At 60.6% G+C, this 26,386-nt stretch carries 26 protein-coding genes; 3 read left to right on the top strand and 23 right to left on the bottom strand.

The annotated features are described in order from the left end of the window. Window positions 1-56: 56 nt before the first annotated feature. The 7 genes from H8696_RS02705 to H8696_RS02675 form a co-directional block, all read right to left on the bottom strand. Entirely contained in the window at window positions 57-791 is a 735-nt protein-coding gene (locus H8696_RS02705) for an ABC transporter permease (protein ID WP_249314723.1), read from the bottom strand. Next, entirely contained in the window at window positions 788-1,519 is a 732-nt protein-coding gene (locus tag H8696_RS02700; RefSeq protein WP_249314722.1) for an ABC transporter ATP-binding protein, read from the bottom strand. The genes H8696_RS02705 and H8696_RS02700 overlap by 4 nt, the downstream gene beginning before the upstream one ends. After that, the gene (locus H8696_RS02695) at window positions 1,516-1,737 is read right to left on the bottom strand and encodes an AbrB/MazE/SpoVT family DNA-binding domain-containing protein (RefSeq protein ID WP_249314721.1); all 222 of its coding nucleotides are present in this window, start codon (window positions 1,735-1,737) and stop codon (window positions 1,516-1,518) included. The genes H8696_RS02700 and H8696_RS02695 overlap by 4 nt, the downstream gene beginning before the upstream one ends. A 106-nt stretch (window positions 1,738-1,843) precedes the next feature. Further along, a complete protein-coding gene (locus H8696_RS02690) occupies window positions 1,844-2,359 on the bottom strand; it encodes a DNA topology modulation protein (protein WP_249314720.1) in 516 nt (171 codons plus the stop codon). Window positions 2,360-2,438: 79 nt separating this feature from the next. Then, entirely contained in the window at window positions 2,439-3,215 is a 777-nt protein-coding gene (locus H8696_RS02685; RefSeq protein ID WP_249314719.1) for a polysaccharide deacetylase family protein, read from the bottom strand. Window positions 3,216-3,326: 111 nt separating this feature from the next. Beyond that, window positions 3,327-4,946 (bottom strand): adenine deaminase, encoded by a 1,620-nt coding sequence (gene ade / locus H8696_RS02680; protein WP_249314718.1) that lies wholly within the window; start codon window positions 4,944-4,946, stop codon window positions 3,327-3,329. 108 nt (window positions 4,947-5,054) lie between these two features. Next, on the bottom strand, window positions 5,055-6,077 hold the full coding sequence (locus tag H8696_RS02675) for a zinc-dependent alcohol dehydrogenase (RefSeq protein ID WP_249314717.1): 1,023 nt from the start codon (window positions 6,075-6,077) through the stop codon (window positions 5,055-5,057). Window positions 6,078-6,224: 147 nt separating this feature from the next. Here H8696_RS02675 and H8696_RS02670 point away from each other — a divergent pair, with 147 nt between their 5' ends. After that, window positions 6,225-7,586: an MATE family efflux transporter gene (locus tag H8696_RS02670; protein WP_249314716.1), complete on the top strand. Its 1,362-nt coding sequence runs from the start codon at window positions 6,225-6,227 to the stop codon at window positions 7,584-7,586. Window positions 7,587-7,627: 41 nt separating this feature from the next. On the opposite strand, the gene gyrA is transcribed toward H8696_RS02670, so the two are convergent. The 16 genes from gyrA to H8696_RS02590 all read right to left on the bottom strand — a co-directional run bounded on the left by gyrA (window position 7,628) and on the right by H8696_RS02590 (window position 24,030). Next, the gene (gene gyrA / locus H8696_RS02665; protein ID WP_249314715.1) at window positions 7,628-10,108 is read right to left on the bottom strand and encodes a DNA gyrase subunit A; all 2,481 of its coding nucleotides are present in this window, start codon (window positions 10,106-10,108) and stop codon (window positions 7,628-7,630) included. After that, window positions 10,098-12,071, bottom strand: coding sequence for a DNA gyrase/topoisomerase IV subunit B (locus H8696_RS02660; RefSeq protein ID WP_249314714.1), 1,974 nt, complete (start codon window positions 12,069-12,071; stop codon window positions 10,098-10,100). Before H8696_RS02660 ends, gyrA begins: the two co-directional genes overlap by 11 nt. Window positions 12,072-12,136: 65 nt before the next feature. Continuing rightward, window positions 12,137-12,811 carry a YjjG family noncanonical pyrimidine nucleotidase gene (locus tag H8696_RS02655; protein ID WP_249314713.1) on the bottom strand — a complete coding sequence of 225 codons (675 nt, stop codon included), beginning with the start codon at window positions 12,809-12,811 and terminating at the stop codon, window positions 12,137-12,139. A 61-nt stretch (window positions 12,812-12,872) separates the two neighbouring features. Next, window positions 12,873-14,606, bottom strand: coding sequence for an NADH-dependent [FeFe] hydrogenase, group A6 (locus tag H8696_RS02650; protein ID WP_249314712.1), 1,734 nt, complete (start codon window positions 14,604-14,606; stop codon window positions 12,873-12,875). A gap of 25 nt (window positions 14,607-14,631) precedes the next feature. After that, on the bottom strand, window positions 14,632-16,428 hold the full coding sequence (nuoF, locus tag H8696_RS02645; protein ID WP_249314711.1) for an NADH-quinone oxidoreductase subunit NuoF: 1,797 nt from the start codon (window positions 16,426-16,428) through the stop codon (window positions 14,632-14,634). 29 nt (window positions 16,429-16,457) lie between these two features. Continuing rightward, window positions 16,458-16,832 carry a (2Fe-2S) ferredoxin domain-containing protein gene (locus tag H8696_RS02640; RefSeq protein WP_407926362.1) on the bottom strand — a complete coding sequence of 125 codons (375 nt, stop codon included), beginning with the start codon at window positions 16,830-16,832 and terminating at the stop codon, window positions 16,458-16,460. Then, window positions 16,816-17,382, bottom strand: a complete 567-nt coding sequence (locus H8696_RS02635) for an ATP-binding protein (RefSeq protein ID WP_249314709.1) — start codon at window positions 17,380-17,382, stop codon at window positions 16,816-16,818. Before H8696_RS02635 ends, H8696_RS02640 begins: the two co-directional genes overlap by 17 nt. Window positions 17,383-17,384: 2 nt before the next feature. Further along, window positions 17,385-17,861, bottom strand: a complete 477-nt coding sequence (nuoE, locus tag H8696_RS02630) for an NADH-quinone oxidoreductase subunit NuoE (RefSeq protein WP_249314708.1) — start codon at window positions 17,859-17,861, stop codon at window positions 17,385-17,387. A 157-nt stretch (window positions 17,862-18,018) separates the two neighbouring features. Then, on the bottom strand, window positions 18,019-18,723 hold the full coding sequence (locus H8696_RS02625; RefSeq protein WP_249314707.1) for a PHP domain-containing protein: 705 nt from the start codon (window positions 18,721-18,723) through the stop codon (window positions 18,019-18,021). Between the two features lies 1 nt (window position 18,724). Next, the gene (locus H8696_RS02620; protein ID WP_249314706.1) at window positions 18,725-19,060 is read right to left on the bottom strand and encodes an AraC family transcriptional regulator; all 336 of its coding nucleotides are present in this window, start codon (window positions 19,058-19,060) and stop codon (window positions 18,725-18,727) included. Next, the gene (locus tag H8696_RS02615; protein ID WP_249314705.1) at window positions 19,057-20,361 is read right to left on the bottom strand and encodes a [Fe-Fe] hydrogenase large subunit C-terminal domain-containing protein; all 1,305 of its coding nucleotides are present in this window, start codon (window positions 20,359-20,361) and stop codon (window positions 19,057-19,059) included. Before H8696_RS02615 ends, H8696_RS02620 begins: the two co-directional genes overlap by 4 nt. Before the next feature lie 32 nt (window positions 20,362-20,393). Next, on the bottom strand, window positions 20,394-20,816 hold the full coding sequence (locus tag H8696_RS02610) for an ATP-binding protein (RefSeq protein ID WP_249314704.1): 423 nt from the start codon (window positions 20,814-20,816) through the stop codon (window positions 20,394-20,396). Between the two features lies 1 nt (window position 20,817). Beyond that, window positions 20,818-21,171, bottom strand: a complete 354-nt coding sequence (locus tag H8696_RS02605; protein WP_249314703.1) for a DRTGG domain-containing protein — start codon at window positions 21,169-21,171, stop codon at window positions 20,818-20,820. A gap of 16 nt (window positions 21,172-21,187) precedes the next feature. Continuing rightward, entirely contained in the window at window positions 21,188-22,102 is a 915-nt protein-coding gene (locus H8696_RS02600; protein ID WP_249314702.1) for an SPOR domain-containing protein, read from the bottom strand. A 181-nt stretch (window positions 22,103-22,283) separates the two neighbouring features. Beyond that, entirely contained in the window at window positions 22,284-23,546 is a 1,263-nt protein-coding gene (locus H8696_RS02595) for a nickel-dependent lactate racemase family protein (RefSeq protein ID WP_249314701.1), read from the bottom strand. Window positions 23,547-23,556: 10 nt separating this feature from the next. Continuing rightward, window positions 23,557-24,030, bottom strand: coding sequence for a deoxycytidylate deaminase (locus H8696_RS02590; protein WP_249314700.1), 474 nt, complete (start codon window positions 24,028-24,030; stop codon window positions 23,557-23,559). A 253-nt stretch (window positions 24,031-24,283) separates the two neighbouring features. Here H8696_RS02590 and groES point away from each other — a divergent pair, with 253 nt between their 5' ends. Together groES and groL are read left to right on the top strand one after the other, a co-directional pair. Next, complete coding sequence (groES, locus tag H8696_RS02585) at window positions 24,284-24,568, top strand: co-chaperone GroES (RefSeq protein WP_249314699.1); 285 nt, start codon at window positions 24,284-24,286, stop codon at window positions 24,566-24,568. Window positions 24,569-24,586: 18 nt separating this feature from the next. Beyond that, window positions 24,587-26,218: a chaperonin GroEL gene (gene groL, locus H8696_RS02580; protein WP_249314698.1), complete on the top strand. Its 1,632-nt coding sequence runs from the start codon at window positions 24,587-24,589 to the stop codon at window positions 26,216-26,218. Window positions 26,219-26,386: the final 168 nt, after the last annotated feature.

Genomic DNA, 26,386 nt, shown 5'->3' with positions numbered 1-26,386 from the left:
GCTGTTATTTGTAACAGCCTATGCGGATGGGACAAAACATATGCCTGTGGGGTGCTCTAGCTCCTCATCCTCCTCTGGAAGGACAGCACGGCCAATAAATAGATGACCGCAGCGTATCCTGCAACCCACAGAAGATTGGGCCAGATGGCGGCAAAATCGCCGTTCACCGCCGCCTTGGTCATGGCCACTCCGTGGGCGAAGGGAAGCAGATTGCACACCGTCTTGAAAGCTCCGCCGATGAGGTCCAAGCTGAACCAGGTGCCGCTGAGCCAGGCCGCCACGTTCACCAAAATGGATGCAAAGCCGCCCACCTGTTTGTCGGTGAGCCACACGCCCATCAGGATGCCAAAAGCAATGAACAAAAGCGCGGTGGGCAGCAAAGTGAGCATGGCCCAAAAAAGACGGATGTTCACCGGAAAACCGAACAGCGCGGCCACTGCAAAGCACACCGCACTTTGCACGACAGCGATGGGCACGAGGGGCAGGGAATAGCCCAGGATGTAATCAAGGCCGGTGAGGGGCGAGGCGAAAAGACGCATCAGGTAGGAGCTGCTGCGGTCGCCGGCAATGAGCGTGCCCAAAAACAGCGAGATGAAGGAAAGACCGAAAATAGCCATGCCCGGCGCAAAATCCTGAATGCCGAAAATCTCGGCGGGCATGCCCTCGATGCTGCGGTTCATCAGCGTGATCAGCAGGATCAGCACCACGGGAAAGCCCACGCCAAAGATGAGGCTGAGCGGGTCCCGCATGAGTTCCCTGCGGTTCCGTGCCGCAAACGCCATAAATCTCATGCCGTCGCCTCCTCTTCCGTCAGGGCCAAAAAGGCTTCCTCCAGGCTGGCCGTGCCGGTTGCCGCCTCGATTTCCGCCGCCGTGCCCAGCGCCTTCATCCTCCCGCCGCTCAGAATACCGATGCGGTCGGCCAAAGCCTCCGCCTCCTCCAGGTAGTGGGTGGTCAGCACAATGGTGATCCTGCCCTTCAGTTCCTCAATCAGCTTCCACAAGGCCCGCCGGGCCCGTACGTCCAGGCCCAGCGTGGGTTCGTCAAGGAAGAGCACCGCAGGCCGGGATATCAGCGCCATGGCGATACTGAGCCGGCGCTGCATGCCGCCGGAAAGCTTCTTCGCCCGGTCCCCCGCCCGTTCGGTCAGGGCGAAGACCCGCAGCATCTCTTCAGCCCGCGCCTTCGCCTCCGCTCTGCTCAGGCCGTAGATCCTGGCAATGAGCTCCAGATTTTCCCGCACGGTGAGCTTGGCCGCCACCGCCGTCTCCTGGGGGGATACGTTGAGGATCGCCTTCACCGCCGCCGTCTCCCGCACCACATCATGACCCATCACCCTCGCTTCCCCCGCCGTGGGCCGAACCAGCCCGCACAGCATCTTGATGGTGGTGGTCTTGCCGGCGCCGTTCTGTCCTAAAAGCGCGAACATCTCCCCCTCGCCAATGGCAAAGCTGAGAGCATCCACCGCCGTCCGCTCCTTATAGCGCTTGGTGAGGCCCGACGCCTCCACCCCGTTCATGGCTCCTCCTCCTGAGGCTGCTGAGCCTTCAGCACCGCTTGGGCAAACTGCAGGAACTGATCGTTCCGCACGATGGCGATCCCCTGATTCACGTCCCCAAGGAGCAGCACCGTATCCCCCGGGTGGATGTCAAAGACCTCCCGCGCCTCCTTGGGAATAACAATTTGGCCCTTCTCCCCCACCTTGGCCGTCCAAGCATACTTTCCCGTGGCCGCCATGTTACCGCCTCCGTTCAACATTTTAAACTAATCATACTTTTCATACTTATCCTACCACGGGCATCCCCTTCCGTCAACCCCCATGCCCAGACGCAAAAAGGACGCACTAACGTGCGTCCTCCAAGGTTTTCCACAGGCGTCCCACATCCCTTGAGGATCGGCAGACGGTGGTCTTTTCCCCATACTTTTCACAGATGGCGCGGTAGTTCTCCCGCACCCGCCGTTTCCGGCCATCCACCAGGATCCATTTGGCGAAGGTCCAATCAAACTTTTCCTCACAGCCTTCCGCAATGCTGTCCCGCACCCGTCCCCGGAAGGTGAGATACCGTCGAAAGGCCCGGTAGAAGCACACCCGCCTTGGAAAATCCATGAAGATGATCCAATCCGCCGCCGCCAGCCGCTCCGCCTGCAGGAAGCGCCGGTAGTTGCCATCGATCACCCAGCCGTCCCTCTCCATAAAGGCGCGCACCATGGCCCGGCCTTCCTCTTCATCCCGTTCCTGCCAATGGGGCAGGAAGTTTACCGCGTCCAGATGGAGCACCGGCACCTGAAAGTATTCCCCCAGCCTCCCCGCCAGTGTGGACTTGCCCGAACCGCTGTAGCCCAGGACTGCAATTTTCATGGGACCCGCCTCCTTGAATAAAAAGTGCGATGTCCCAGCATTTTATCATTTCAACTCCGCAAATTCAAGCCCCCCGCCGTCAAGGCTCGGGAGGCTGCTGCATGCCCGCATTGTCAATGGCGCATTCCCCGGGGTAGATGAGCTCTGAAATGGGCACGAATTCGTATCCCTTGCTTTGACAGTAGTCCAAAATCTGGGGCAGGGCCTCCAGAATGTAATCGGAATTGTTGTGGCAAAGGATGATGGATCCGCTCTCCACATTCTCCGTCACCCGCCGCACCAACGGGTCCACCCCAAGATTCTTCCAGTCCAGACTGTCCACGGACCATTGGATGGGAATATAGCCCTCGGCCTTAGCGGTGCGGATGAGCCGGTTGTTGTAGTCGCCGAAGGGCGGCCGGAAGAGCACCGGCCGCACGCCGGTCAGCGCCTCGATCTTCTCGGAGGTGGTGTTGAGCTCCATGCGGATCTGCTCCTCCGAAAGTTTGGACATCTCCGGGTGATCGGTGGAATGGTTGCCGATCTCATGGCCCCGCGCCGCGATGGCCTGCGTCTTTTCCGGATAGGCATCCACCCAGAACCCCACCAAAAAGAAAGTGGCGCGAACGCCGTGCTCCTCCAGAATATCCATGATGCCCTCGGTCTTTTCCGAGCCCCAGGCCGCGTCAAAGCTGATGGCAATCTTGTTGTCCTGGCGGTTCACGCCGTAGATAGGCAGCTCCCGTTCGGCGGCAAAGGCGCCCACCACGGCGGTTCCGCCCCATACCAGACCGCCCACCACGGCCACGGCCAAAACGCCCACAAGGCACAGCACGGCGATGGCTTTCTTTCGATTGTAGATGCGAATGATACGCATACCTTATCCCCCCTCCAGGTATGGTATTCCACAATCGGACAAAAAAGTATCCCTTCCTTGTCCTTTTCGACAGGGAAGGGATCTTGTGGGCGCATGGACCGCCATGCCGGGTCAGCATTCCACCAGGCCGCCGCAGGTGAGGCGCAGGGCGGGAATGACCGGAAGGCTCACAAAAGCCAGAGTCATGAACGGATCGATATCCGGGGACACGCCCAGCTCCCGGGCCATGTGGCGCAGCGCCTCCAGGCCGGCTTCCGCCTCGGCGGCGGTGAGCCGGCTCATGATGCCCGCCACCGGCAGGGCCAGGTGGCCCAGCACCCGCTCCCCCGCCACCACCGCCAGACCGCCGCCGCTTTTACGCACGGTCTCGGCGGCGAGGGCCATCTCCTCCGGGGAGGCGCCCGCCACGATCAGGTTGTGGCTGTCATGGGCCACCGTGGTGGCCACGGCGCCCCGCCGAAGGCCATAGCCCGTGATCCAGGCCCGGCCGATATGTCCGGTGTTTTTGTGGCGCTCCACCACGGCCAGCGCGTTCCGCGCCTCCTTCGCGGCGGCGGGAAGCTTCCTCGTGATGATCTCCCCCGGCACCAGACCGATCACCGGCCCCTCCGGCTCGGCGGACATATCGAAATCCGCCGGGGTCAGGGGCGCAAGATGGAAGGTGTTCTCCGCCCTTCGGCAAAGCTCCGCCGGGATCTCCGGCTCCCGGAAGGGCAGCACACCCCTCTGCCGGTCATAGACCTTCCTGCCCCGCTTCCACACCTCCATAACCTCCATTTCCGCGAGGTCCGAAGTGATGAGAAAGCTGGCCTCCCTGCCCGGCGCAATGGCGCCGAGATGCTCAAGTCCGAAATATTCCGCCGGCCTCGCCGTGACCAGCGCGGTCGCCCGCGCCGGGTCCGCTCCCAGCGCCGCCGCCTTTCGGATATTGGCGTCCAAATGACCGGCGATCAGGTCGCCGGGATGTTTGTCATCGGTGACCAGCATGATCCTGCCCGGGTCCTCGGCCATCAGACCGGCCAGCGCCTCCATGTTTCGGGCCGCCGTGCCCTCCCGAATCATGATCCACATACCGGCGTCCAGCTTCTCCCTAGCCTCGGCCAGGTTCGTGCACTCGTGATCGGAAGTCACCCCCGCCGCCGCGTAAGCGGCGAGGATCTCCCCCGTCACGCCCGGCGCGTGGCCGTCGATCCGCTTGCCCGCCGCCTTGGCGTCCGCAAGCTTTTCCAGCATGTCCGGATCGCCCTTCACCACGCTCCCCACGTCCATCACCTCGCCAAGACCCAGCACCCGGGGATGGTCAAGATAGGGCCTGAGGTCCGCCGCCGTGAGGGTGGCGCCGTTCTCCTCACCCGGCGCCGCGGGCACACAGGAAGGCAGCATGAAATACACGTCCACCGGCAGGCCTTCCGTGGCGGCCAGCATATAATCAAGACCCTTTGTGCCAAGAACGTTGGCGATCTCATGGGGATCGGCAACCACCGCGCCGGTGCCGTGGGGCAGCACTGTGCGCGCAAATTCCGCCGGGGAAACCATGGCCGACTCCAGGTGGATGTGCCCGTCGATCAGGGTGGGAACCACGATGCCGCCCTGAAGGTCCAGCTCCCGCTCCCCGGAAAGATTCTCCGAAAGGGCGGCAATCCGCCCGCCGCTGAGGGCGATCTCACCCCAGATGAGCTTGTCCCCTGCAAGGTACCGGCCGTTCTTTAGAACCCAGTCATACTTTTTCATCCACACCCTCCCTTCAGGTTATGGGTTAGATTATAGCACATCCCGGCGGGAAAAACCATTTGCGGTTTGGGCATAAAAAAGAGGCCGTCTCCGGCCTCTTCTCCTTTATTATTGATAGAGTTTGTTCCAGTCGTAGATGACGCCCAGTTCGGGACGAACGCCGTCCACCATGCCCATGTAGATTTCCGGAGCCTCCCGGGGATCCGCCCTGCGGGTGATGAGATCCTTCACGTTGAGCCGGCCCTGCAGCATGAGGTCGTGGATGATCTTGCGGCTGGTGGAGGGGGTGTAGGGATAGAACCAGTTGTACGTGTCCGCCAGGGTGCTGGAATGTACGCCGTACAGATTGAGGAAATTGGAGATCACGCCCGGTCCCAGCGGCTGCTTGGAGGGGGTGGGGCAGTCGCCCAGAATGAGCAGCTTGCCGTACTTGCGGGTGAGCACGCAGGCCTGGGCCAGCGTCTCCGGATGGCCGGTCGCATCGATGACCACGTCCGCCATTCTGCCGTCCGTCATTTCCCGGATGATGTCCGCCGCGTCGATCGCCTTCATGCGCAGGGTGTCCGTGGCGGCGAGCTCCTTGGCCTTTTTCAGCCGGAAATCCAGGGGATCGGTGTCAATGCACACGATGCGGGTGGCGCCGCAGACCTTCGCAAACTGCATGGCCATCTGGCCGATGATGCCCGCGCCGATCATCACCACAAAGTCGCCCATCTGCACCTGCAGCTTGCGGATGCCGTTGCTGGTGATGCGGCCGATCTCCGTCCAGGCCGCCTCTTCCGAGGATATTTCCTCGGGGATGGGGTCCAAACGGTCCTCGGAGGCCACAAAATACTGATGGTGCTTGGCAGGCACGAAGACCCGGTCGCCCGCCTTGAACTTCGTCACCCCTTTGCCCGTCTCCAGAATCTTCGCCACCATGCTGTAGCCGGGGGTGAAGGGATATTTAACCCAGTCATACCAGTTGGTGCCGGGATCGAAGATGCCCCTTAGGCAGATAATCTCCGTACCCACCGACATGAGGGACGTTTCAGCTTGGCAAAGAACGTCGTTCTCCCCCATGGGAGCCACATCCTGTTCCCAGATTTCCACTTTGCGGGCCTCAGGATACATAAAATTCAGTGATTTCATAGCTACTCCTTCCTTTCCAGTCCTCCTAATATTTTGGTGAAACGATTTTCTATAGTTACAATATAACGTTTCTCGGCGCTAAAGTCAATATCGGTTGAAAAAAATCGGACAATCCTTTATGCTTTTTTTAGGGAAGGAGGAACTTTGGTGCAAAGAAATCTGACGGAAGGCAGCATTCGCAAAAACCTCATCATTTTTGCCCTGCCTTTTTTAGCGGCCAACTTCTTGCAGGCCCTGTATGGGACGGTGGATGTGGCGGTGGTGGGCTGGTTCACCGATGCTTCGGGCATCTCGGCGGTGTCCATCGGCTCCCAGATCATGATGATCATCAACAGCCTGGTGGTGGGCGTGACCCTGGGCGGGACCATCCTCATCGCCCAGTACGTCGGGGCCAGAATGGAGGGCGACATCCGCGAGACCATCGGGTCCATGCTCACGCTGTTCATCATCGCGGGGCTTGTGCTCACCGCCGTGATGTTCGCCATGCTGGAGCCCATCCTGGGCTGGCTTCAAACGCCGCCGGAGGCCTTGGATCAGGCCCGGCAGTACAGTCAGGTGGCCTTTTGCGGCATCCTGTTCACGCTGATGTACAACGGCATCAGCGCGGTGCTCCGGGGTATGGGCGACTCCACCCGGCCCCTCATCTTCATCGCCGTTGCCTGCATTTTGAACATCGTGCTGGATCTGCTTTTTGTGGGACCCCTGGGGATGGGTGCATGGGGCGCGGCTCTTGCCACCATTCTCTCCCAGGCCGTGAGCATGGTGCTGTCCATCATCTACCTGAAGCGGCGGGACTTCCTGTTCGACTTCAAACTCAAAAGCTTTCGCCTGCACCGGGGCAAGACGCTGCGCATTTTAAAACTGGGACTTCCCATCTCCCTGCAGGAGAGCATGGTCAATCTGTCCTTTCTCATCATCTCCGCGGCGGTGAACGCCCTCGGCGTTGCGGCCTCGGCGGCGGTGGGCATCGCGGGAAAATTCGACGGATTCGCCATGCTGCCCGCAACGGCCCTGTCCGGGGCCATCTCCTCCATGGCCGCCCAAAACATGGGCGCCGGGCAGCCGGAGAGGGCCCGCAAAACCATGTACACCGGCATCGCCTTCTCCCTGGCCGCCGCCAGTGTGTTCTTCTTGTGGGTGCAGCTCGCGCCGGAATCGGTGATGGGACTGTTCGGCGCGGAAGGGGATGTGACGGCGGCGGGCGTGCAGTACATGCGGGCCTTCAGCCTCGACTTTTTGATGGTGGCCTTCGTGTTCTGCATGAACGGCTTCTTCAACGGCTGCGGCAGCACCGTCTTTTCCATGGCCAACGGCCTTCTGTCCACCTTCCTGGTGCGCATCCCGCTGGTGTTCCTGCTGGAGAGCGCCTTCCCGGCGGCGCCCCTTTTCGGTATCGGCCTTGCGGCGCCCATCGCCTCCGCCGTGTCCATCGTGGTGGGCCTCGCGTACATGAGATCCAACCGCTGGAAACGGGATCTGGTGCAGGAAGGCATCCTCTCGAAATCCTGAACCCATCAAAAAAAGCCCCCGCGGGGGGCTTTTTTGCTGTTCTAATTCTCCGGCTGTGCCGCCGGCGCGGGATAGGCGTCCACCACATCGTTCCCCAGGAGCACCATCACCATGGGCCGGCCCTTGGAGAAGCGGTTCTCGATGAAAATTTCCTCGCTGGAGAGCACCGTCCGCTCCCCGCTCTTTTGCACAAACACCAGGTCCCGCGGTTCCTTTACGGTGAATGCCGCCACGATGCGGGTGCCGTTCGCGCCGTTCTTTTTGAAGTCAAAGGTTTTAAGGCCCTTGCCGTTGCGGCCCTGGGGTTCATAATCCACAAGCAGGCTGCGCTTGCCGTAGCCTCCGTCGCTCATAAGGACGACCTCGCCTTCGTCGCTCACCTGCCGGGCGAACACCACCCGGTCCTCCGGGGAAAGCTTGATGCCCTTGACGCCCGCGGCCACCCGGCCGGTCACCGGGATATCCGCCTGGCCAAAGCAGATGCTCATGCCCTTTTCCGTGATCATGAGGATGTTCAGATCCGGCTGAACCCGCTCGATATTCACCACGCCGTCCCCCTCCTTCAGCTTGAGGGCGGCGAACTTGGTCTTTTTGAGGTTGTAGTCCGCGAGAAGGCCCCGCTTCACCTGGCCGCTTTCGGTATAGAAGTTGAGCTCGCCGCCTTCCTCGAAGGAAGCCGGTTCCGCGAACAGCACCCTTTCCTCCTTGGCGAAGCCGGGAATGATGCCGGAAAGATGGGTGCCCTTGTCCTTCCATTTGCCGTCGGGCAGGTTCTCCACGTTCCACAGGTAGGCATTGCCCAAGCTGGTGAGCAGAAGGAGCTTTGCCGCGGTATTCGTTTCAAGGACGAAGCGGTGCACCTCCTCCGGAGCCGTGCCTCCGTCCTGCTCCCTGGCCTGCCGGACCAAGTTGGTCTGCCGGACCATGTTCTTCTGGTTCACGCTCTTGACGAAGCCGCCCCGGCTCACGCACACCAGCACGTCCTCCACCACTTTGAAGGCCTCGGGATTGATCTCGGCCTTGGCGGCGTCCGCCTCGATGCGGGTGCGGCGCTCATCGCCAAAGCGGGCCTTGATCTCCAGAAGCTCGCTCTTGATGAGCGCAAAGAGCTTCTTTTCCGAGCCCAGAATGCCCTCCAGCTTCCGAATCAGTCTCTCGAGCTCCGCCAGCTCCTTCTTGAGGGAGAGAATCTCAAGGGCGGTGAGCCGCGCAAGGCGCATATCCAGAATGGCCTGGGCCTGCACCTGGGTGAGACCGAAGCGGGCCATGAGGTTTTCCCGCGCCTCCTTCACGCTCTCGGCCCGGCGGATGATCCGAATCACCTCGTCGATATTCTCCACCGCGATCACCAGACCCTCCAGGATGTGGGCCCTGGCCTTTGCCTGGGCCAGCTCGTGGCGGGTTCTGCGGGTGACCACATTTTTCTGGTGCTGGATGTAGTGGGCGTTGATGGCCTTGAGGCCCATAAGCACCGGCTTGCCGTCGGCGATGGCCACCATGTTGGCGCCAAAGGTCGCCTGAAGGTCGGAATATTTGTAGAGGTAATTCAAAATCACCTCGGCGTCGGCGTCCTTTTTGACCTCAATCACCGCCCGCATGCCGGTCCGGTCCGATTCGTCCCGAATGTCATGAATCCCCGTGAGAACGCCCTTGCGCTCCTCGCTGAGCTTCAAAATCTTTTCAAGCAGCGCGGCCTTGTTCACCTGATAGGGCAGCTCGGTGATGACGATGTTTCTCCGTCCCGCCGTGCTCTCCTCGATATGGCAGACCGCCCGGACGACCATGCGGCCCCGGCCCGTCTCATAGGCCTTCCTGATCTCCGCGGTGCCGATGAGCGTGCCGCCGGTGGGAAAATCCGGGCCCTTGACGTGCTCCATCAGCCCTTCCAGCGTGATATCCGGGTCGTCAATCTGGGCGATAACCCCGTCGATCACCTCGCCGAGGTTGTGGGGCGGGATGTTGGTGGCAAGGCCCACGGCGATGCCGGAGGCGCCGTTCACCAGAAGATTGGGGAACCGTCCGGGAAAGAGATCCGGCTCCTTCATGGTGTCGTCGAAATTCAGGCTGAAGGGCACCGTGTCCTTATCCAGGTCCCGGATCAGCTCCATGGCAAGCTCGGTCAGGCGCGCCTCGGTGTAACGCATGGCCGCCGCCGAGTCGCCGTCCACCGATCCGAAATTGCCGTGCCCGTCCACCAATAGATAGCGCATATTGAAGTCCTGGGCCATGCGCACCATGGCGTCGTACACCGCCGTATCCCCGTGGGGATGGTATTTTCCAAGGGTGTCGCCCACGATGCGGGCGGATTTCCTGTGGGGCTTGTCCGGCGTGATCCCAAGCTCGAACATGGTGTAGATGATCCTGCGCTGCACCGGCTTGAGGCCGTCCTCCACCCGGGGCAGCGCCCGCTCCAAAATCACGTATTCCGCGTAGGGGATCATGGAGTTGTGCAGCACATCCTCCACCGACCGCTGCTGAATGGTGCCGGTGGGCTTCGGCGGCTCCTTTCGCTTACTCGGCATGGTTCACCTCCATGTTCTCGAACTCGTCCACCCGGTTGAAGTTGGCGTATTCGCTCAAATATTCCTTGCGGGGCTCCACCTTGTCCCCCATCAAAATAGTCACCACCCGGTCCGCCTCGGCGGCGTCCTCAACGTTCACCTGCACCAGGTTGCGATGAAGGGGGTCCATGGTGGTCTCCCAAAGCTGACTGGCGTCCATCTCCCCCAGGCCCTTGTAGCGCTGGATGGTGTAGCCCTTGCCGTACTTTTTGAGCGCCTTTTGCAGCGCCCGGTCGTCATAGACGTATTCCTCCTTCGCGCCCTTCTTGATGCGGTATAGCGGCGGCTGGCCGATGTACACGTGGCCCTCGGTGATGAGCTCCCGCATGTAGCGGAAGAAGAAGGTGAGAAGGATCGCCCGGATGTGTCCGCCGTCCTGATCCGCATCGGCCAGGATGATCACCTTGTGGTAGCGCAGGGCCTTCACGTTGAAGTCGTCGCCAATGCCCGTGCCCAGCGCCGTGATGATGGTACGGAACTCCTCGTTTTCGAGGACCTGGTCCAACCGCTTCTTCTCGGCGTTGAGGGGCTTGCCCCGAAGGGGCAGGATGGCCTGATAGCGCCGGTCCCGGCCCTGCTTGGCGGAGCCGCCGGCGGAGTCGCCCTCCACGATGAAAAGCTCATTGTCCACCGGCTTTCTGCCGGTGCAGCTGGAGAGCTTGCCCACGAGAGGCGCACTGTCCAGCTTGTTCATCTTGCGGATGGTCTCCTTGGTCTTCCTCGAAGCCTCCCGCACCTTCGCCGCCTGCACGGCCTTGGTGAGGATCTTCTGGGCGGTCTCCTGGTTGGCCAGCTCTTCAAAATACTGGGAGAGCTGCTCCTGAGTGACGGCGTCCACCGCGGTCCTCGCCTCGGAATTGCCCAGCTTCGCCTTGGTTTGGCCCTCAAACTGAATGTTCTTCATCTTGAGGGAGAGGATGGCGGTGATGCCCTCCCGGTAATCCTCGCCGGAAAGGTTGCTGTCCTTCTCCTTCAGCACGCCGAGACGCCTCGCGGTGTCGTTCATCACCTTGGTGAGGCCGGCCTTGAACCCCGTCTCGTGGGTGCCGCCCTCGGGGGTGGGAATATTATTTACATAAGAAAAAATATTCTCCGTGTAGGAGTCGGTGTACTGCACGGCAATTTGAATGCGAATGCCCTCTTTTTCACCCTGCAAAAGAATGGGAGATTCGTGCAGCGCGTTCTTGTCTTTGTTTACATATTCAATGAAGTCCGCCAAGCCGCGGTGGTAGCAGTAGCTCCGCTTGTACGGCCCTTTCTCCTCCCGGCGGCGTTCGTCAATAAAGACGATCTCCACGCCGTCGTTCAAAAAGGCCAGTTCCTTGAGACGGCGCTTGACGGTGTCGTGGCCGAACTCGATGGTCTCAAAGACCCGGCTGTCCGGCAGGAAGGTGACCTTGGTTCCCTTCTTTCTCGTGTTGCCCAGCCGCTCCAGCGGCCCCTTGGGATGGCCGGAAAGGATCTTCTTCGTCTTCGGATCGTAGCGGCTCTCAAACTCCTGCCGGTAGGCGCTCCAATCGGTGTAGACCTCCACCGTCAGCCATTCGGACAGGGCGTTCACCACCGAGGCGCCCACGCCGTGCAGGCCGCCGGAATAGGCGTAATTCTCGTTGTTGAACTTGCCGCCGGCATGGAGCTGGGTGTAGACGACCTCCACGCCGGACACGCCCAGCTGGGGATGCTTGTCCACGGGGATGCCCCGGCCGTTGTCGGTGACGGTGGCCGAGCCGTCCTTATGGAGAATGACCTCCACCTTGGTGGCGTAACCGTTGGCCGCCTCGTCGATGGCGTTGTCCACGATCTCCCACAAAAGGTGATGGAGCCCCCGGCTGTTGGTGCTGCCGATGTACATGCCCGGCCGCATCCGAACGGCGTCCAGCCCCTCCAGCACCTGAATTTTTCCGGCGTCATATTTCTCTGCCATGCTCGTCCTCCCCAGCGAAATTTCCCAACTTATTTATATTATCAAAAATCATGGCCACCGGCAAGTTATACCAGCGCCAGCAGGTCCGTTAACCTTCGAATCACGTGGGTGGGCCGGGGCGCTTCCCCGCCGTAGCTCCCTTCGTAATCCACCAGGCAGGTATCAAGGCCATAGTTTGCCCCGCCGGCGATGTCCGTAATCATGGAATCCCCCACCACCAGCGCGTCCCCCTTCTCCGTGAGGCCCAGCTTCCGGAAGGCGTACTCGAAAAAGCCCGCCGCCGGCTTGACCGCGCCCGCCTCCTCGGAGGTGACGATGCCATCGATGAGGGGCGCGATGGCCGAATCCCGAAGGCGCTGGCGCTGCACCCTGTCGATGCCGTTGGTGATGATGCAGCACTTCCGCGCCGGCGTCATGGCTTTAAGGGCGGTGAGCACGGGCACGCTTTCCGGCATCAGCTGGCTGCCCCGGGCGAGGAAGCCCACGTAGGCTTCATTGGCCGCCGCGGGATCGGAAAAATCGACCAGCGCGGCGAACCGGTCGTACTGGAGCTGGGGCTTGGTGATCTCCCCCTTCTCGTACTTGCGCCAGCAGGCGGCGTTGGCGGCCTGGTAGCGGCGATAGAAGCCCTCGGTGTATGCAAGACCCATGGCCCCACAGGTTTTTTCAAAAGCCCGGCGCTCGGCGGCGTCGAAATCAAACAGGGTGCCGTCGGCGTCCAGCAGCAAGGTTTGGTACATGATGTCTCCTCCTTATGCAAAAGCCGGCGTGAGTTTCCTCACGCCGGCTGGGCTAAGCAGCTTAATACCGCTTGCGGGGTACGTAGTGGGTGTGGAGCAGCTCGTGGGAGCGATGGCTGCCCGGCTTCTCCAGATATTCGTCGTACAGCTTCTTGATGGAGGGGTTCTCGTGGGATTTGCGGAGGGGCAAGTCCTTATCCACACTGTAGATGGCCTTCGCACGCTCCACCCGGGGATCCTTCTCCATGCGCACCTTGGCGCTGACGATGGGCTGTCCGCCGCCGGTCACGCAGCCGCCGGGGCAGCCCATGACCTCGATGAAGTGATAGTCCTTTTCGCCGGCCTTCACCGCATCAAGAATCTTTCTCGCGTTGCCGGTACCGCTGGCCACAGCCACCTTCACATCCATATCACCGATCTTCACGGTGGCTTCCTTCACGCCGGCGATGCCGCGCACGTCCTCAAAATCCACCTTCTCCAGTGTCCCTCCAGTGATGAACTCGTAGGCGGTACGAAGGGCCGCTTCCATCACGCCGCCGGTGGCGCCGAAGATAGCCGCCGCGCCGGTGGAATCGCCGAAGATGGGATCGAAATCCTCATCGGGAAGCTCGGGGAAGTTGATGCCCGCTTCCTTGATCATGCGGGCCAGCTCCCGGGTGGTGATGACAAGATCCACATCCTGCAGACCGTTCACGGACAGCTCGTCGCGGCCCGCCTCGAACTTCTTGGCCACGCAGGGCATAACGGAGACGGTCACGATGTTTTTGGGATCGATGCCCTGCTTCTGGGCATAGTAGCTCTTGATGATGGCGCCCAGCATCTCGTGAGGCGATTTGCAGGTGGAAAGGTTATCCAGGAACTCGGGATAGAAGTGCTCGCAGAACTTCACCCAGCCCGGGCTGCAGGAGGTGATCATGGGCAGCTTGCCGCCCTTCGTCACCCGCTCGATGAGCTCGCTGGCCTCCTCCATGATGGTGAGGTCGGCGCCGTAGTTGGTGTCAAAGATCGCGTCAAAGCCCATCTTGCGCAGGGCGGCCGCCAATTTCCCGGTGACCACGGTGCCCATCGGCATACCAAACTCCTCGCCAAGGGCCACGCGGACCGCCGGCGCGGGCTGCACCACCACGTGCTTCGTGGGATCGGCCAGAGCATCCCAGACCTTCTGGGTACTGTCCTTCTCCCTCAAGGCGCCGACCGGGCAGGCCATGATGCACTGTCCGCAGTTGACGCAGGGCACGTCGCCGATCTTCATATCGAAGACGGGCTCGATAATGGTGTTGAAGCCGCGGTTCGTAGCGCCGATCACGCCGATCTTCTGAATGTTCTGGCAGGTGGCTACGCAGCGGCGGCACAGAATGCACTTGTTGGGATCCCGGACGATGGAGGGAGAGGACGTATCGATGGGGCGCTCAATCTGCACGCCGTCGAAACCGATCTCCCGGATGCCCAGCTCTTCGGCCAGGGACTGCAGCTCGCAGTTCTGGTTGCGCACGCAGGTGAGGCACGCCCTGTCATGGTTGGACAGGATGAGCTCCAGGTTCACCTTGCGGGCGTTGCGGATACGGGCGTTGTTGGTGTATACCTCCATACCCTCGGATACGGGATAGACGCAGGCCGCCTGCAGGGCCCGTCCGCCCTTCACTTCCACCAGGCACATCCGGCAGGCGCCGATCTGATTGACGCCCTTGAGGTAGCACAGGGTGGGAATATGGATATTGGCTTGGCGAGCCGCCTCGAGCACGGTCGTGTTTTCGGGAACGGTCACCTTGATGCCATCAATCGTCAATGAAACCATCTATTTCACTCCTTTTGCAAGACTCTTATCGTTTAATAACCGCACCGAACTTACAGGCCGACATACAGGCGCCGCACTTGATGCACTTCTTGGTGTCGATCACATGGGGCTCCTTGACCTTGCCGGAGATACAGCCAACGGGGCACTGACGGGCGCACAGGGTGCAGCCGCGGCACTTGTCGGGCTCGATGTAGTACTCGAGCAAAGCCTGGCAGTGGCCGGCCGGGCAGCGCTTCTCCTTGATGTGCGCTTCGTACTCGTCGCGGAAGTAGTGGATGGTGGACAGCACCGGGTTCGGAGCCGTCTGGCCAAGGCCGCACAGCGCCGACTCCTTGATGTTCTTGCCCAGGGTTTCCAGCTTCTCGATGTCGCCTTCCTCGCCCTTGCCTTCCACGATGCGTTCCAAAATCTCCAGCATCCGCCGCGTGCCGATCCGGCAGGGCGGGCACTTGCCGCAGGACTCATCCACGGTGAAATCCAGGAAGAACCTGGCGATATCCACCATGCAGTTGTCCTCGTCCATGACGATGAGTCCTCCGGAGCCCATCATGGAGCCGATGGCCATCAGCGAATCGTAGTCGATCATGGTGTCGATCTTGGAGGCGGGGATGCAGCCGCCGGAAGGTCCGCCGGTCTGGGCCGCCTTGAACTTCTTGCCGTTCGGGATGCCGCCGCCGATGTCGTAGATGATCTCCCGGAGGGTGGTGCCCATGGGGATCTCCACAAGGCCGGTGTTGTTGATTTTACCGCCGAGGGCGAACACCTTGGTGCCCTTGGATTTCTCGGTGCCCATTTCGGCAAACCATTCCCAGCCGTTGTTGATGATCACGGGAATGTTGGCATAGGTTTCCACGTTATTGAGGAGCGTGGGCTTGCCAAAAAGACCCTTGTTCGCCGGGAAGGGCGGACGGGGACGGGGCTCGCCGCGATGACCTTCGATGGAGGTCATGAGGGCCGTTTCCTCGCCGCACACGAAGGCGCCGGCGCCAAGGCGGATATCAAGATCAAAGCAGAAGTCGGTTCCAAGGATGTTCTTGCCCAGAAGGCCGTACTCCTTGGCCTGATCGATGGCGATCTGGAGGCGGTGCACCGCGATGGGGTACTCGGCCCGGACGTACACGTAGCCCTGATCGGCGCCCACGGTGTAGGCGGCGATGGCCATGGCCTCGATGACGCTGTGGGGATCGCCCTCCAAAATGGAGCGGTCCATGAACGCGCCGGGGTCGCCTTCGTCGGCGTTGCAGCACACAAACTTCTGGTCGCCCTTGGCCTTATAGGTGAAGTCCCACTTCATGCCGGTGGGGAAACCGGCGCCGCCGCGGCCGCGCAGTCCGCTCTTCTTGATCGTATCGATGACCTCCTCGGGGGTCATCTCGGTCAAAGCCTTCGCCAAAGCCTTGTAGCCGTCGAAGGCGATATATTCGTCAATGATCTCGGGATCGATGACGCCGCAGTTGCGAAGGGCAATACGCTTTTGCTTCTTGTAGAAATCCACCTCGTCCAGGGAGCGGATCTCATTCTCGTCGACCACCGCTTCCTCATAGAGCAGACGGGTGACGATGCGGCCCTTCAAAAGGTGCTCGCTGACGATTTCAGAAACGTCGTCGGCCTTCACGCGGCTGTAGAAGGAACCCTCGGGATAAACGATCACGACGGGGCCCATCTCGCACAAACCGAAGCAGCCGGTGCGCACCACTTTAACTTCCTTCTCCAGGCCGTTCTTCGCGATCTCCTTCTCAAAGGTGTCCATGACCTCCTGGGAGCCGGAAGACGTGCAGCCGGTACCGCCACATATTAAAACGTGGGAACGAAACATGTCCATGCTTTACTTACCTCCTCAAAAATCACCGATTATGATTTTACGTTGCCGATCAGATACTCGTGAACCGGCTGATTGTTGACGATATGTTCCGCGACAACGCGGCGGGCCTTCTCGGGGGTCATGTGCACATAGGTGCACTTCTCCTCGCCGGGCTTGAAAACCTCGACGATGGGCTCGTACTGGCAAAGCCCGATGCAGCCCGTCTGGGAGACGGTCACATCCTGCAGGCTGCGCTTTTTCACTTCCTCAACCAGCTCCATGAGAACGGGACGGGCGCCGGCGGAGATTCCGCAGGTGGCCATGCCCACCACAATCCGGGTGCCGTTCTCCCGGTCCTTGCGCAGGTTGATATTGTTAAGGGTTCTTTGACGAATCTCCTCGAGTTCCTTAATAGACTTCATAATCCGCACCTCCATGTAATGAAACGATGTTCTCCTGCAAGTAGGCCCGAACCCATTCGGCCACCGACGGGTCGGACAGGGGTACTTCCGGTCCCAGAATCTCCCGCATCTCCCGGGTGTCGAGGACGATCTCCTCGCCGTCCCGGCGGTGCACATAGCGAAATTCAAGATCCGGGTTGCAAAGGATAAGCGAGGCCATGGTCTCGGCAATGTTGCCAAGGGGCGGCCGGTCGATGTTGGTAAGACCAAACACCGCCTGAATCCGCGTGCCCTCCCCGAGCTTTGAAGTGAGGACCACGTATCCGCCCGACTGTTCGGCATTGCTCCGGAGCAGAGGTATCCCAAGGCCCACCTTGCGGGTGGTCCTGCTGGTGACAAAGGGATCGCTCACCCTTTGAACCAGCTCCGGACTCATGCCTTTGCCGTCGTCGCTCACCGTCATGCTCAGGGTATCGGCCCTGGTGTCCTCCGCGACCTCGACGGCGATGTTCTTCGCCTCCGCCCGCACGGAGTTCTCCACGATATCCAGCATGTGCAAGGATATATCCTTCATGCTTACGCTTCCTTGTACTTCTCCAGGATGCCCTTCACTTCCTCAGGCTTCAGCCTTCCGTAAACGTCGTTGTTGATCATCATCACCGGCGCCAGGCCGCAGCAGCCAAGACAGCGGGTGGCTTCCAGCGTGAAAAGTCCATCGGGAGTGGTCTTGCCCACCTCGATGCCAAGCGCCTCAGCCAGTGCGTTCAGAACCTTCTGGGAGTTCTTCACGTAGCAGGCCGTGCCCAGGCACACACCGATGGTGTACTTGCCCTTGAGCTCAAGGTTGAACTGGGAATAGAACGTGGCCACGCCGTACACTTCGGTCATGGGCACATCCAGCCCTTCGGCGATGGCGTTTTGCACTTCCAGCGGAAGATAGCCGTAGATACCCTGTGCCTTCTGCATCACGGGCATCAGATTGCCCGGCTTGCCCTTGTACTCTTCAATGACGGCCTGAAGCTGGGCAGCCTTTTCCTGGGTTTCGTGGGACATAATCGTCTTACCTCCTTGATATTGATATCCTAAATTTGATATAAATCTATCAAAGGTATCCGAGTTATTGTAACATAGATAAGCCCTTCTCGTACACCTTTTTTCTAAGATTTTGACAAAAAAAGCGGCTTAAATTAGGGTAAAAGCGCCTTTTCCTTCATTTTTTGAGACCCTTCGCCAAGACATCCAGAATTCCCTTCGCGCTGGGCTGCTCCACCTCCAGGAAAAACTCCTGCTCCAGGATGGCGCCGAGGTTGTGGGCGTCGGAGGAGCGAAGGACCAGCTTATCGGTGAGATCAGGCAGGGGCAGCCCCTCCTTCACCGCCTCCACCGCGGGGAAGGGCGGAAACGCGGGCATGAAGCCCAGGTTCGCCAGGATGCTGTGGCTCCCCCGGTTGATGTGGGCGGGCACCATCACGCCGCCGTGCTCCCGGGCGAGGCTGTAGACCTCCTCCATGGAAAGGGAGATGCCGGGAATGAGCAGCGGGTCCAGCGTGCCCATGGGCTCGTCCATCTCGTTCATGATGATCTGGCTGCCGAAGTAGTCCGGCCGGTTGGGTATGCCGGGCAGATGGCTTTGAATGATCTCCCCGAAGGCGGTGAGCGCCGCCACATCGGGAAAATAACAAAGCAGATGGACCTCCTCCCGGTCGGTCACTTCCATGCCCGGCACCACGACAAGGCCCATATCGCTTCCCACCGACGCCACCGCGGCCGCGTTCTGATAGCCGTTGTGGTCGGTGACCGCAATGGCTCCGAGGCCTTTGAGGGCCGCCATACCCACGATGTTGTTGGGGGTCATCTCATCCTCCCCGCAGGGGGAAAGGCAGGAATGGATATGAAGATCCACCGCCAGTTTCATTTTACGAAACGCCCAGCTCGTGGAGCTTCACGGCCAGCTCATAGGCGGTCATTGCGCTCCTCAAAACGGGGACTTCCTTCTCCATGGCCTTTTCAAGGGACACCTTTTCCATCTCCACCCCTTCGGGATTGATCACACAGGCGAGATCAAGGAGCGTGGACACGGCGATCACGTTGAGGTGGGTCTGCACGGTGATCCATGCCGAGCCCGCCCCGGCATGGGCCATCACCCAGCTCAAAAGGTCCCCGATGTAGCAGCCCGTGACCTCCCGGGTGAGGTCGGCGTCCGGGGTCAGCAGTTCGGAGTCGGTCTTTTCCAGCAAATCCTTCAGGGTCATTTATTCTCCTCCTTTGACAGTTCCACCATCTCGAGGGCCAGCTTCCTGACCTTCTCCTTCAGCTTGAAGATGCAGTCCATCTCCACCGCGTTGCCCTGCACGATATCCTCGGCCAGGGCCCGGCAGGAGGGCGCGCCGCAGGAGCCGCAGTCCAGTCCGGGCAGGTTCGCCGCAATGGACTCCATCCGCTCCATCTTCTTCAGCGCCACCACGATGTTGTCGTCCAGCTTCATCACCGGCAGGGGCTTGATTTCCTTGGTGCTGCGCACATCGAATGCGGCCAGCTCCTTCTCGATCTCCCCCGCCTCCGCCCGGGCCTTGGGGAGGGTCTCGATGAGCTTTCGGATGCGGTTTTTCGCCACGAAGCCGTTCTCAAAGACCAGCGGACCGCCCACGCAGCCGCCGGGACAGGCCAGGCCCTCGAAGAACTCGAGGTCGCTCAGCTTGTTGTTCTCGATCTCCTCCAGCACCCGGATCACGTTCCAGATGCCGTCCACCGCCATGGCGTTGTCGCAGCCCACCGCCGTGGTCTCGCCGCCGGAATTGGCCCAGCCCACGCCGTAGTAGGTGGCGTGCTGCAGGGATTCGTCCGAATCGGGCTTTTTGACCTGGCTGTTCAAAAGGCCGTACATGTCCATGATGGAGATGGCGCCGTCCACGCTCGAATCCTCCACCGTGAGGGAGCTTCGGATGCTGGTCATCTTCGCCGGGCAGGGCGTGATGAAAAAGGCGCCGATATCCTCCACGGCCACGCCGTTCTCCTTCGCGAAGTGGAGCTTGGCCAGGCTGGCCGCCACCTCCATGGGGGACTGAATGGGCACGATGTGGTCGATCAGCTCGGGAAAGCGCACCCGGATCAGCCGCAGGATGGCCGGGCAGGCCGAAGAGATGAGGGGCTTGGGAACATCCTCCTTCTTCAGATGCTCCGCCACCGCGTGGGAGACGATGTCCGCCCCCGCCGCCACCTCGTACACGGCGCTGAAGCCCATCATCTTGAGGCCCGCCAGAACCCGGTTGATGTTGGGCAGATTCTTGAACTGGCCGTAGAGGGTGGGCGCCGGCAGGGCGATGGAATACTTGAAGCGGTTGATGGAGGACAGCTCGTCCGTCACCGCCACCTTGGCATGGTAGGGGCACACCCGAATGCACTCGCCGCAGTCGATGCACCGCTCCCCGATGATGGTGGCCTTGCCGTCCCGCACCCGGATCGCCTCGGTGGGGCACCGCTTCAGGCAGTTGGTACAGCCCGTGCATTTATCCTTGTCCAAACGCACGGAATGGTAGTAGGTGCTCTCGTTCACAAACATCCCTTCTATCTATAAGAGGTTCTTCTTTAGAGATTCATCGTCATCGAGATCTTCGTCCCCGCCTTGGAGGAGCTGATCTGAAAATCGTCGGCGCAGCGCTCCATGTTGCATAGGCCCATGCCCGCGCCAAAGCCCATCATCCGCACGCTGTCCGGCGCCGTGGAATAGCCCGCCGTCATGGCAAGGTCGATATCCTCGATGCCCGGGCCCACATCCTCGGAGATGATGCGGACATGCTCCGGGGACACCTCCAGCTTGAGCTCGCCGCCCTCACTGTGGATCACCAGGTTGAGCTCCGCTTCATAGGACATGATGGAGGCGCGCCGCACCAGGTCGCCGTCGATGCCCAGCTGCTTTAAGACCCGCTTGAAATGGCTGGACGCCTCCCCGGCGCTGGCGAAATCGCCGGCCTTCACTTGATGCACTTCCGTAAATACGTTCTCTTCCATTTCAGTAAGCCCCCGTTCCGCCCCGAAGGCCCTTCTCATAGAGTCTGCCGCAGGCCGTGAACAGGGTCTCGCCGGTGCTTAAAACGGCGATGCCCCGCTCGGTGGCCATCTCCAGGATATCGGGGGTGGGCTTCTTGCCCCGGACAAAGACGATGCAGGACACGTCCAGCATCTCCGCCGTACGGATCACATGAGGATTGGTCAGTCCCGTCAGGAGTACAATCTTCTCCTTCACAAAGGCCAGCACGTCGCTCATCAGATCCGCACCGCACCCCGAAAGAATCTCCAAATCCATCAAATCTTCGCCGCACAGGACCTCGGCTTCCAAAGATTCCTTAATTTCACCAATCTTCATGGATCTTCATCCTTTCCTAATTCGCTTTTTTCGCCGATTGCTGCGTCAGGTCGGTGACGTAGGTTTTGTACAGGCTTGTCATATCGATATAAGTATACTTGATTTTTGACGAAAAAGCTACATTAGAAAGAGAGGTATCCGCTGTAAGCGCGTCCAAATTTTTCTCCGCCGAAGTCAGCATGGTCTCAAGGCCCACGAAAGCGGGCAGTCCGGGATTCTTTTCGCAAAGGGCGGCGATGGCGTCCCTATGGGCGGCAAGGGCCGTCTGCTGTTCCTTTATGGCGGTGCGGGCCCCGTCCCCGTCCAGGCTGCCCGACGCCAGGGAGGCGCTGATCTCCCGAAGCTTTGCCGCGGCGCCGTCATAGCCCTCGAAGGCGCTCCTCAGGGTTTCCACATCCGCCTCAGCTGCGGTGATCTTGAGGTTCAGCTGGCCCACCTGCATGGGATAGATGACGCTTTCCACGCCGTCCTCCGCCTTCAGCCGGTCCACCGCCGCCTTCGCCTCCGCCTCGCCGCCAAAGCCGCTGGTAAGAAGCCGGTGCTTGCCGTCGTAGGCGATGTAGCCCGCGCCCCCCTTGAGGCTGTCGTCCTCGGCCTGGGTCTCGGCGTTGGCCTTGTCCGAGAAGGCGCCGAGCTGAATGCAGTACAGCGTGGTGCCCCCCACGCTCACGGTCTGGGTCTCATAGGCCCCCGCCGGCGCCGGCGTGGCTTCTTCGCCGTCGGTGGGGATGGGCGAGGCCAGCACGCCCCCGGTGGCCTTCGGCTCGCCCCCGAAAAGCGGGCCCGTCACGTGCTCCGCAATCCAGCTCCCCGCCGCCGTGGCCGTCACCAGATAGACCAAAAGGCCCGCCGCCGCCAAAAGCAGAAACGCCTTGGCGTACCCCCTGCTCCGGGTGGCCCTTTTTCTCCGCCTTGAAGATTGATAACGCATGTTCCCTATCCTCCATTCCTCTGGGTGATGTTACATGATTATGCCTCGGGATATGGGAATATGTATCCGGTACAAACATCCGGGGGAAAAAGTTGTCCAGGAAAAAGGGCGTTAAAAAAGGACCGGCAAACCGGTCCCTGAGGGCCCTCAAAGAAGGGTAAACGCGATCTTTTCGGGGTTTTCAGCTTTGCAGCTTCGGAAATAGGGAACCCGCCTGGGGAATAACCCAGACCTTGGCCCGGCTCCCGCCCTTTTCGGCTATCACCCCGTTCAAGGTCTCCTGCAGCGCCTCCGGCGGGCGGTGCTTCATATAAAGCCGCTCCACCGCCCCGGCCTCAAGGTCGGTGATCATGTAGACATCCGCTTTTTGCAGCACCCTGGCGATGGCCGCCGCCTTGTGGCCGCCCAGCACGAACTCGCGGCGGATGCGCTCCGTCAGATCCTTCGGGGAGGTGCTCTCCCGCACCCATTTTTCAAAGGTCGCCTCGCCGTAGCCCTCACCGCAGGCGCCCACCCACAGGATGGCGCCCCCCTCCTTCACGGCGTAGGCACCGTTGTCCAGCGCCTTCTGGGCCTGGTAGAGGTTGATATCCTTGGGATAGCCGCCGCAGCTGACCACCACGATGTCCGCAAGCTCATGGATGGGATGGGCGTAGACGGTGTCAAGATAGGCGCAGCCCGCCCGGTGCGCCGCAAGGTAATCCCCGGCAAAGGCGGCGAGGATGCGCTTTTGCTCATCCAGCACCACGTTCAGGATGAAGTCGATCTTGAGGAATTTCCCGATCTCGTCGATGTCCTCCCGCACCGGATTGCCGGAAAGCCTTCCCGTACCCGCCCCCGGCAGAAGGTTCATGCTGTGGTTCGCCCGGATGGTTTCGTAGTTGGCCGCGCCGGGCAGCACGGCCTTCGCCCCGCCGGAATAGCCCACAAAATAATGATAGTCAATGTTGCCGGTGCAGATGACCCGGTCGCACTCCGTCAGGATTTTGTTTACATAATAAGGCGTGCCCCGGCTGGAGGTGCCCACCAGCACGTATTCCCCCTCGGTGGAATCCATGCAGCGGACCCGGCGGTACACCGCCTCACCCACCAGCCTTTCGTGCTCCGCCGCCGTGTGGGCCCGATGGATGCCCATGCCGAAGAGCACCGTCACATCCTCGTCCCGCACCCCCGCCGCCGAAAGCTCGTCCAGCACCGGCGGCAGGAGTTTGTAGGAGGGCGAGGGGCGGGTGATGTCACTGGCCATGATGACCACCCGCTCACCCGGCCGCGCCAGCTCCCGCAGCGGCGGAGTGCCCAGGGGCTGCCGCAGGGCGCGGCACAACTTCTCCCGCTCCTCCCCTTCGGTGGGCGTTTCAGGGAAATTGCCGGTGATGACGCCCAGAAGATTCTCTTCCGGGACTTCGAGACGCAGCGCATCCCTTCCAAACTTGAGTTCGATCATGCCTTGGCTCCTATTCGTGAATGATGGACTTGGTCTCGTAGTCGTATTTTTCCACCAGCACCGCCGCCTCGTTCAGGATGCGGGCGGCAAATTCGTCGGGATAGCCCTGGCCGTACACCAGCCGCTCGATCCCCGCATTGACGATGAGCTTCGCGCAGATGGCGCAGGGCTGATGGGTGCAGTACAGCGTGGCGCCGTCCACGCTGATGCCCAGCTTGGCCGCCTGGATGAGGGCGTTCTGCTCCGCATGGATGGCCCAGCACAGCTCATGCCGGGTGCCCGAGGGAATGTCCATGTCCCGCCTGAGGCACTGCTGCCGCTGCACGCAGGAAGCCATGCCCGCCGGCGCGCCGTTATAGCCGGTGGTGATGATGCGCTTGTCCCGCACGATGACCGCCCCGATCTTCCGGTTCTCCTGATAGCAGCTGGACCAGCCCGCAATCACCTGTACCAGTTCCATGAATCGATGATCCCATTTATCCATTGCGCCCTCCCCTTTGCACGTTTTTTGCAGTATTCCACGGCGCCCTTGTCGATTCCTTTATTATTTGGGAGGAAGGACAAAATTGTCCGCCTCCGCTGTTTAGAATGTTCCCCCGGGGTCAAAATCAAAAAAGCAAACTTTTTTGCAAAAAATACTTGCCAATCCGGCAAAGATTGGTTATAGTAGATGCAGATGTTAGCACTCGGGTCAAATGAGTGCTAATAAAGCAAATACACCAAGGAGGGAAATATCCATGAATATTAAACCTTTGGGAGACCGCGTTCTCATCAAGAGCTGCGAGAGCGAAGAGACCACCAAAAGCGGCATCGTGCTTCCCGGCAGCGCCCAGGAGAAGCCCCAGATGGCTGAAGTTTTGGCCGTGGGTCCCGGCGGCGTCGTGGACGGCAAGGACGTGACCATGCACGTGAAGGCCGGCGACAAGGTCATCTACTCCAAGTATGCTGGCACGGAAGTGAAGTTCGACGGTGAGGAAATGATCCTGGTCCGTCAAAACGACATTCTCGCGATCGTGGAATAATAAGGAGGAATCATTGAAATGGCTAAGCAAATGATTTACGGCGAAGAGGCTCGCCGCGCTTTGGAAAAGGGCGTCAACGCCCTGGCCGATTCGGTCGTCACCACCATGGGCCCCAAGGGCCGCAACGCTGTTTTGGAAAAGAAATTCGGCGCGCCCCTCATCACCAATGACGGCGTGACCATCGCAAAGGAGATCGAGCTGGAGGACCCCTTTGAGAACATGGGCGCCCAGCTCGTCAAGGAAGTTGCCACCAAGACCAACGACGTGGCCGGCGACGGCACCACCACCGCCATCCTGCTCGCCAAGTCCATCATCCGCGAGGGCGTGAAGAACGTGGCCGCCGGCGCCAATCCCATGATCATGATGAAGGGCATCCAAAAGGCCGTGGAAGCGGTCGTGGAGCACCTCAAGAGCATCTCCAAGGTTGTGGAGAGCAAGCAGTCCATCGCCCAGATCGCCGCCATCTCCTCCGGCAGCGATGAGATCGGCCAGCTGATCGCCGAGGCCATGGAAAAGGTGGGCAACGACGGCGTGATCACCGTTGAGGAGTCCAAGACCATGAAGACCGAGCTCACGCTGGTGGAAGGCATGCAGTTCGACCGCGGCTATGCTTCCTCCTACATGGTGACCGACACCGAGAAGATGGAAGCCGTGCTGGATAATCCGGTGATCCTCATCACCGAGAAGAAGATCTCGAACATCCAGGAGATCCTGCCCCTGCTCGAGCAGATCATGCAGGTGGGCAAGAAGCTGCTCATCATCTCCGAGGATGTGGAAGGCGAAGCGCTGGCCACCCTGGTGGTCAACAAGCTGCGCGGCACCTTCACCTCCGTCGCGGTCAAGGCCCCCGGCTTTGGCGACCGCAGGAAGGCCATGCTGGAGGATATCGCTATCCTGACCGGCGGCCAGTTCGTATCCAATGAGCTGGGCATCGAGCTCAAGGACGTGACCCTTGACATGCTGGGCAGCGCCCATCAGATCAAGGTTGACAAGGAAAACACCACCATCGTGGAGGGCAACGGCGATCCTTCCGAGATCAAGGCCCGCATCTCCTCCATCCGCTCCCAGATCGAGGAGACTACCTCCGATTACGACCGTGAGAAGCTTCAGGAGCGCCTCGCGAAGCTGGCCGGCGGCGTGGCCGTGGTCAACGTGGGCGCTGCCACCGAAGTCGAGATGAAGGAGCGTAAGCTTCGCATCGAGGACGCCCTGGCGGCCACCCGGGCTGCCGTGGAAGAGGGCATCGTCCCTGGCGGCGGCACGGCCCTCATCAGCGTGGCTTCCGCGGTGGAAGAGCTGATCAAGTCCGCTCATGGCGACGAGAAGACCGGTATGCAGATCGTGCTCCGTTCCCTGGAGGAGCCCATCCGTCAGATCGCCAAGAACGCCGGCCTCGAGGGTTCGGTGATCGTGGAGAAGATCAAGGCCTCGAACGAGAAGAATTTCGGTTTCGACGCTCTCAAGAACGAGTTCGGCGACATGGTGGAAAAGGGCATCATCGATCCCACCAAGGTGACCCGTTCCGCTTTGCAGAACGCGGCCAGCGTGGCGGCCATGCTGCTGACCACCGAGAGCCTGGTGGCCGACATCCCCGCTCCCGAGCCGGCGGCTCCCGCGGGCGGTGCCGGAATGCCCGGCGGAATGTACTAAGAGGTCCTGTAAAGGGCGGCGCGGTTCGCGCTGATTCAGGATAAAAAAATGGAAGATGTGAGAAACATAAAATTGTGTTTCTCACATCTTTTTCTTTATGCGTTGCGAAATGTGGAGATTCCCCAAAAAACTTGACAATAGTATGTTTAATCCTTAAACTGATTAGCG

Source organism: Gehongia tenuis (assembly GCF_014384795.1).
Taxonomy (GTDB): domain Bacteria; phylum Bacillota; class Clostridia; order Christensenellales; family NSJ-53; genus Gehongia; species Gehongia tenuis.
This window is presented reverse-complemented; position numbering and strand designations above follow the sequence as displayed.

Coding starts and splice junctions, on each gene's coding strand:
- H8696_RS02590 (WP_249314700.1), bottom strand. CDS start 24,030: ATGGATAAATGGGATCATCGATTCATGGAACTGGTACAGGTGATTGCG.
- H8696_RS02655 (WP_249314713.1), bottom strand. CDS start 12,811: ATGTACCAAACCTTGCTGCTGGACGCCGACGGCACCCTGTTTGATTTC.
- H8696_RS02700 (WP_249314722.1), bottom strand. CDS start 1,519: ATGAACGGGGTGGAGGCGTCGGGCCTCACCAAGCGCTATAAGGAGCGG.
- H8696_RS02660 (WP_249314714.1), bottom strand. CDS start 12,071: ATGGCAGAGAAATATGACGCCGGAAAAATTCAGGTGCTGGAGGGGCTG.
- H8696_RS02595 (WP_249314701.1), bottom strand. CDS start 23,546: ATGATCGAACTCAAGTTTGGAAGGGATGCGCTGCGTCTCGAAGTCCCG.
- H8696_RS02605 (WP_249314703.1), bottom strand. CDS start 21,171: ATGAAGATTGGTGAAATTAAGGAATCTTTGGAAGCCGAGGTCCTGTGC.
- H8696_RS02600 (WP_249314702.1), bottom strand. CDS start 22,102: ATGCGTTATCAATCTTCAAGGCGGAGAAAAAGGGCCACCCGGAGCAGG.
- H8696_RS02650 (WP_249314712.1), bottom strand. CDS start 14,606: ATGGTTTCATTGACGATTGATGGCATCAAGGTGACCGTTCCCGAAAAC.
- H8696_RS02705 (WP_249314723.1), bottom strand. CDS start 791: ATGAGATTTATGGCGTTTGCGGCACGGAACCGCAGGGAACTCATGCGG.
- nuoF (WP_249314711.1), bottom strand. CDS start 16,428: ATGGACATGTTTCGTTCCCACGTTTTAATATGTGGCGGTACCGGCTGC.
- H8696_RS02635 (WP_249314709.1), bottom strand. CDS start 17,382: ATGAAGGATATATCCTTGCACATGCTGGATATCGTGGAGAACTCCGTG.
- groL (WP_249314698.1), top strand. CDS start 24,587: ATGGCTAAGCAAATGATTTACGGCGAAGAGGCTCGCCGCGCTTTGGAA.
- H8696_RS02685 (WP_249314719.1), bottom strand. CDS start 3,215: ATGCGTATCATTCGCATCTACAATCGAAAGAAAGCCATCGCCGTGCTG.
- H8696_RS02695 (WP_249314721.1), bottom strand. CDS start 1,737: ATGGCGGCCACGGGAAAGTATGCTTGGACGGCCAAGGTGGGGGAGAAG.
- ade (WP_249314718.1), bottom strand. CDS start 4,946: ATGAAAAAGTATGACTGGGTTCTAAAGAACGGCCGGTACCTTGCAGGG.
- groES (WP_249314699.1), top strand. CDS start 24,284: ATGAATATTAAACCTTTGGGAGACCGCGTTCTCATCAAGAGCTGCGAG.
- gyrA (WP_249314715.1), bottom strand. CDS start 10,108: ATGCCGAGTAAGCGAAAGGAGCCGCCGAAGCCCACCGGCACCATTCAG.
- nuoE (WP_249314708.1), bottom strand. CDS start 17,861: ATGTCCCACGAAACCCAGGAAAAGGCTGCCCAGCTTCAGGCCGTCATT.
- H8696_RS02620 (WP_249314706.1), bottom strand. CDS start 19,060: ATGACCCTGAAGGATTTGCTGGAAAAGACCGACTCCGAACTGCTGACC.
- H8696_RS02675 (WP_249314717.1), bottom strand. CDS start 6,077: ATGAAATCACTGAATTTTATGTATCCTGAGGCCCGCAAAGTGGAAATC.
- H8696_RS02610 (WP_249314704.1), bottom strand. CDS start 20,816: ATGGAAGAGAACGTATTTACGGAAGTGCATCAAGTGAAGGCCGGCGAT.
- H8696_RS02690 (WP_249314720.1), bottom strand. CDS start 2,359: ATGAAAATTGCAGTCCTGGGCTACAGCGGTTCGGGCAAGTCCACACTG.
- H8696_RS02625 (WP_249314707.1), bottom strand. CDS start 18,723: ATGAAACTGGCGGTGGATCTTCATATCCATTCCTGCCTTTCCCCCTGC.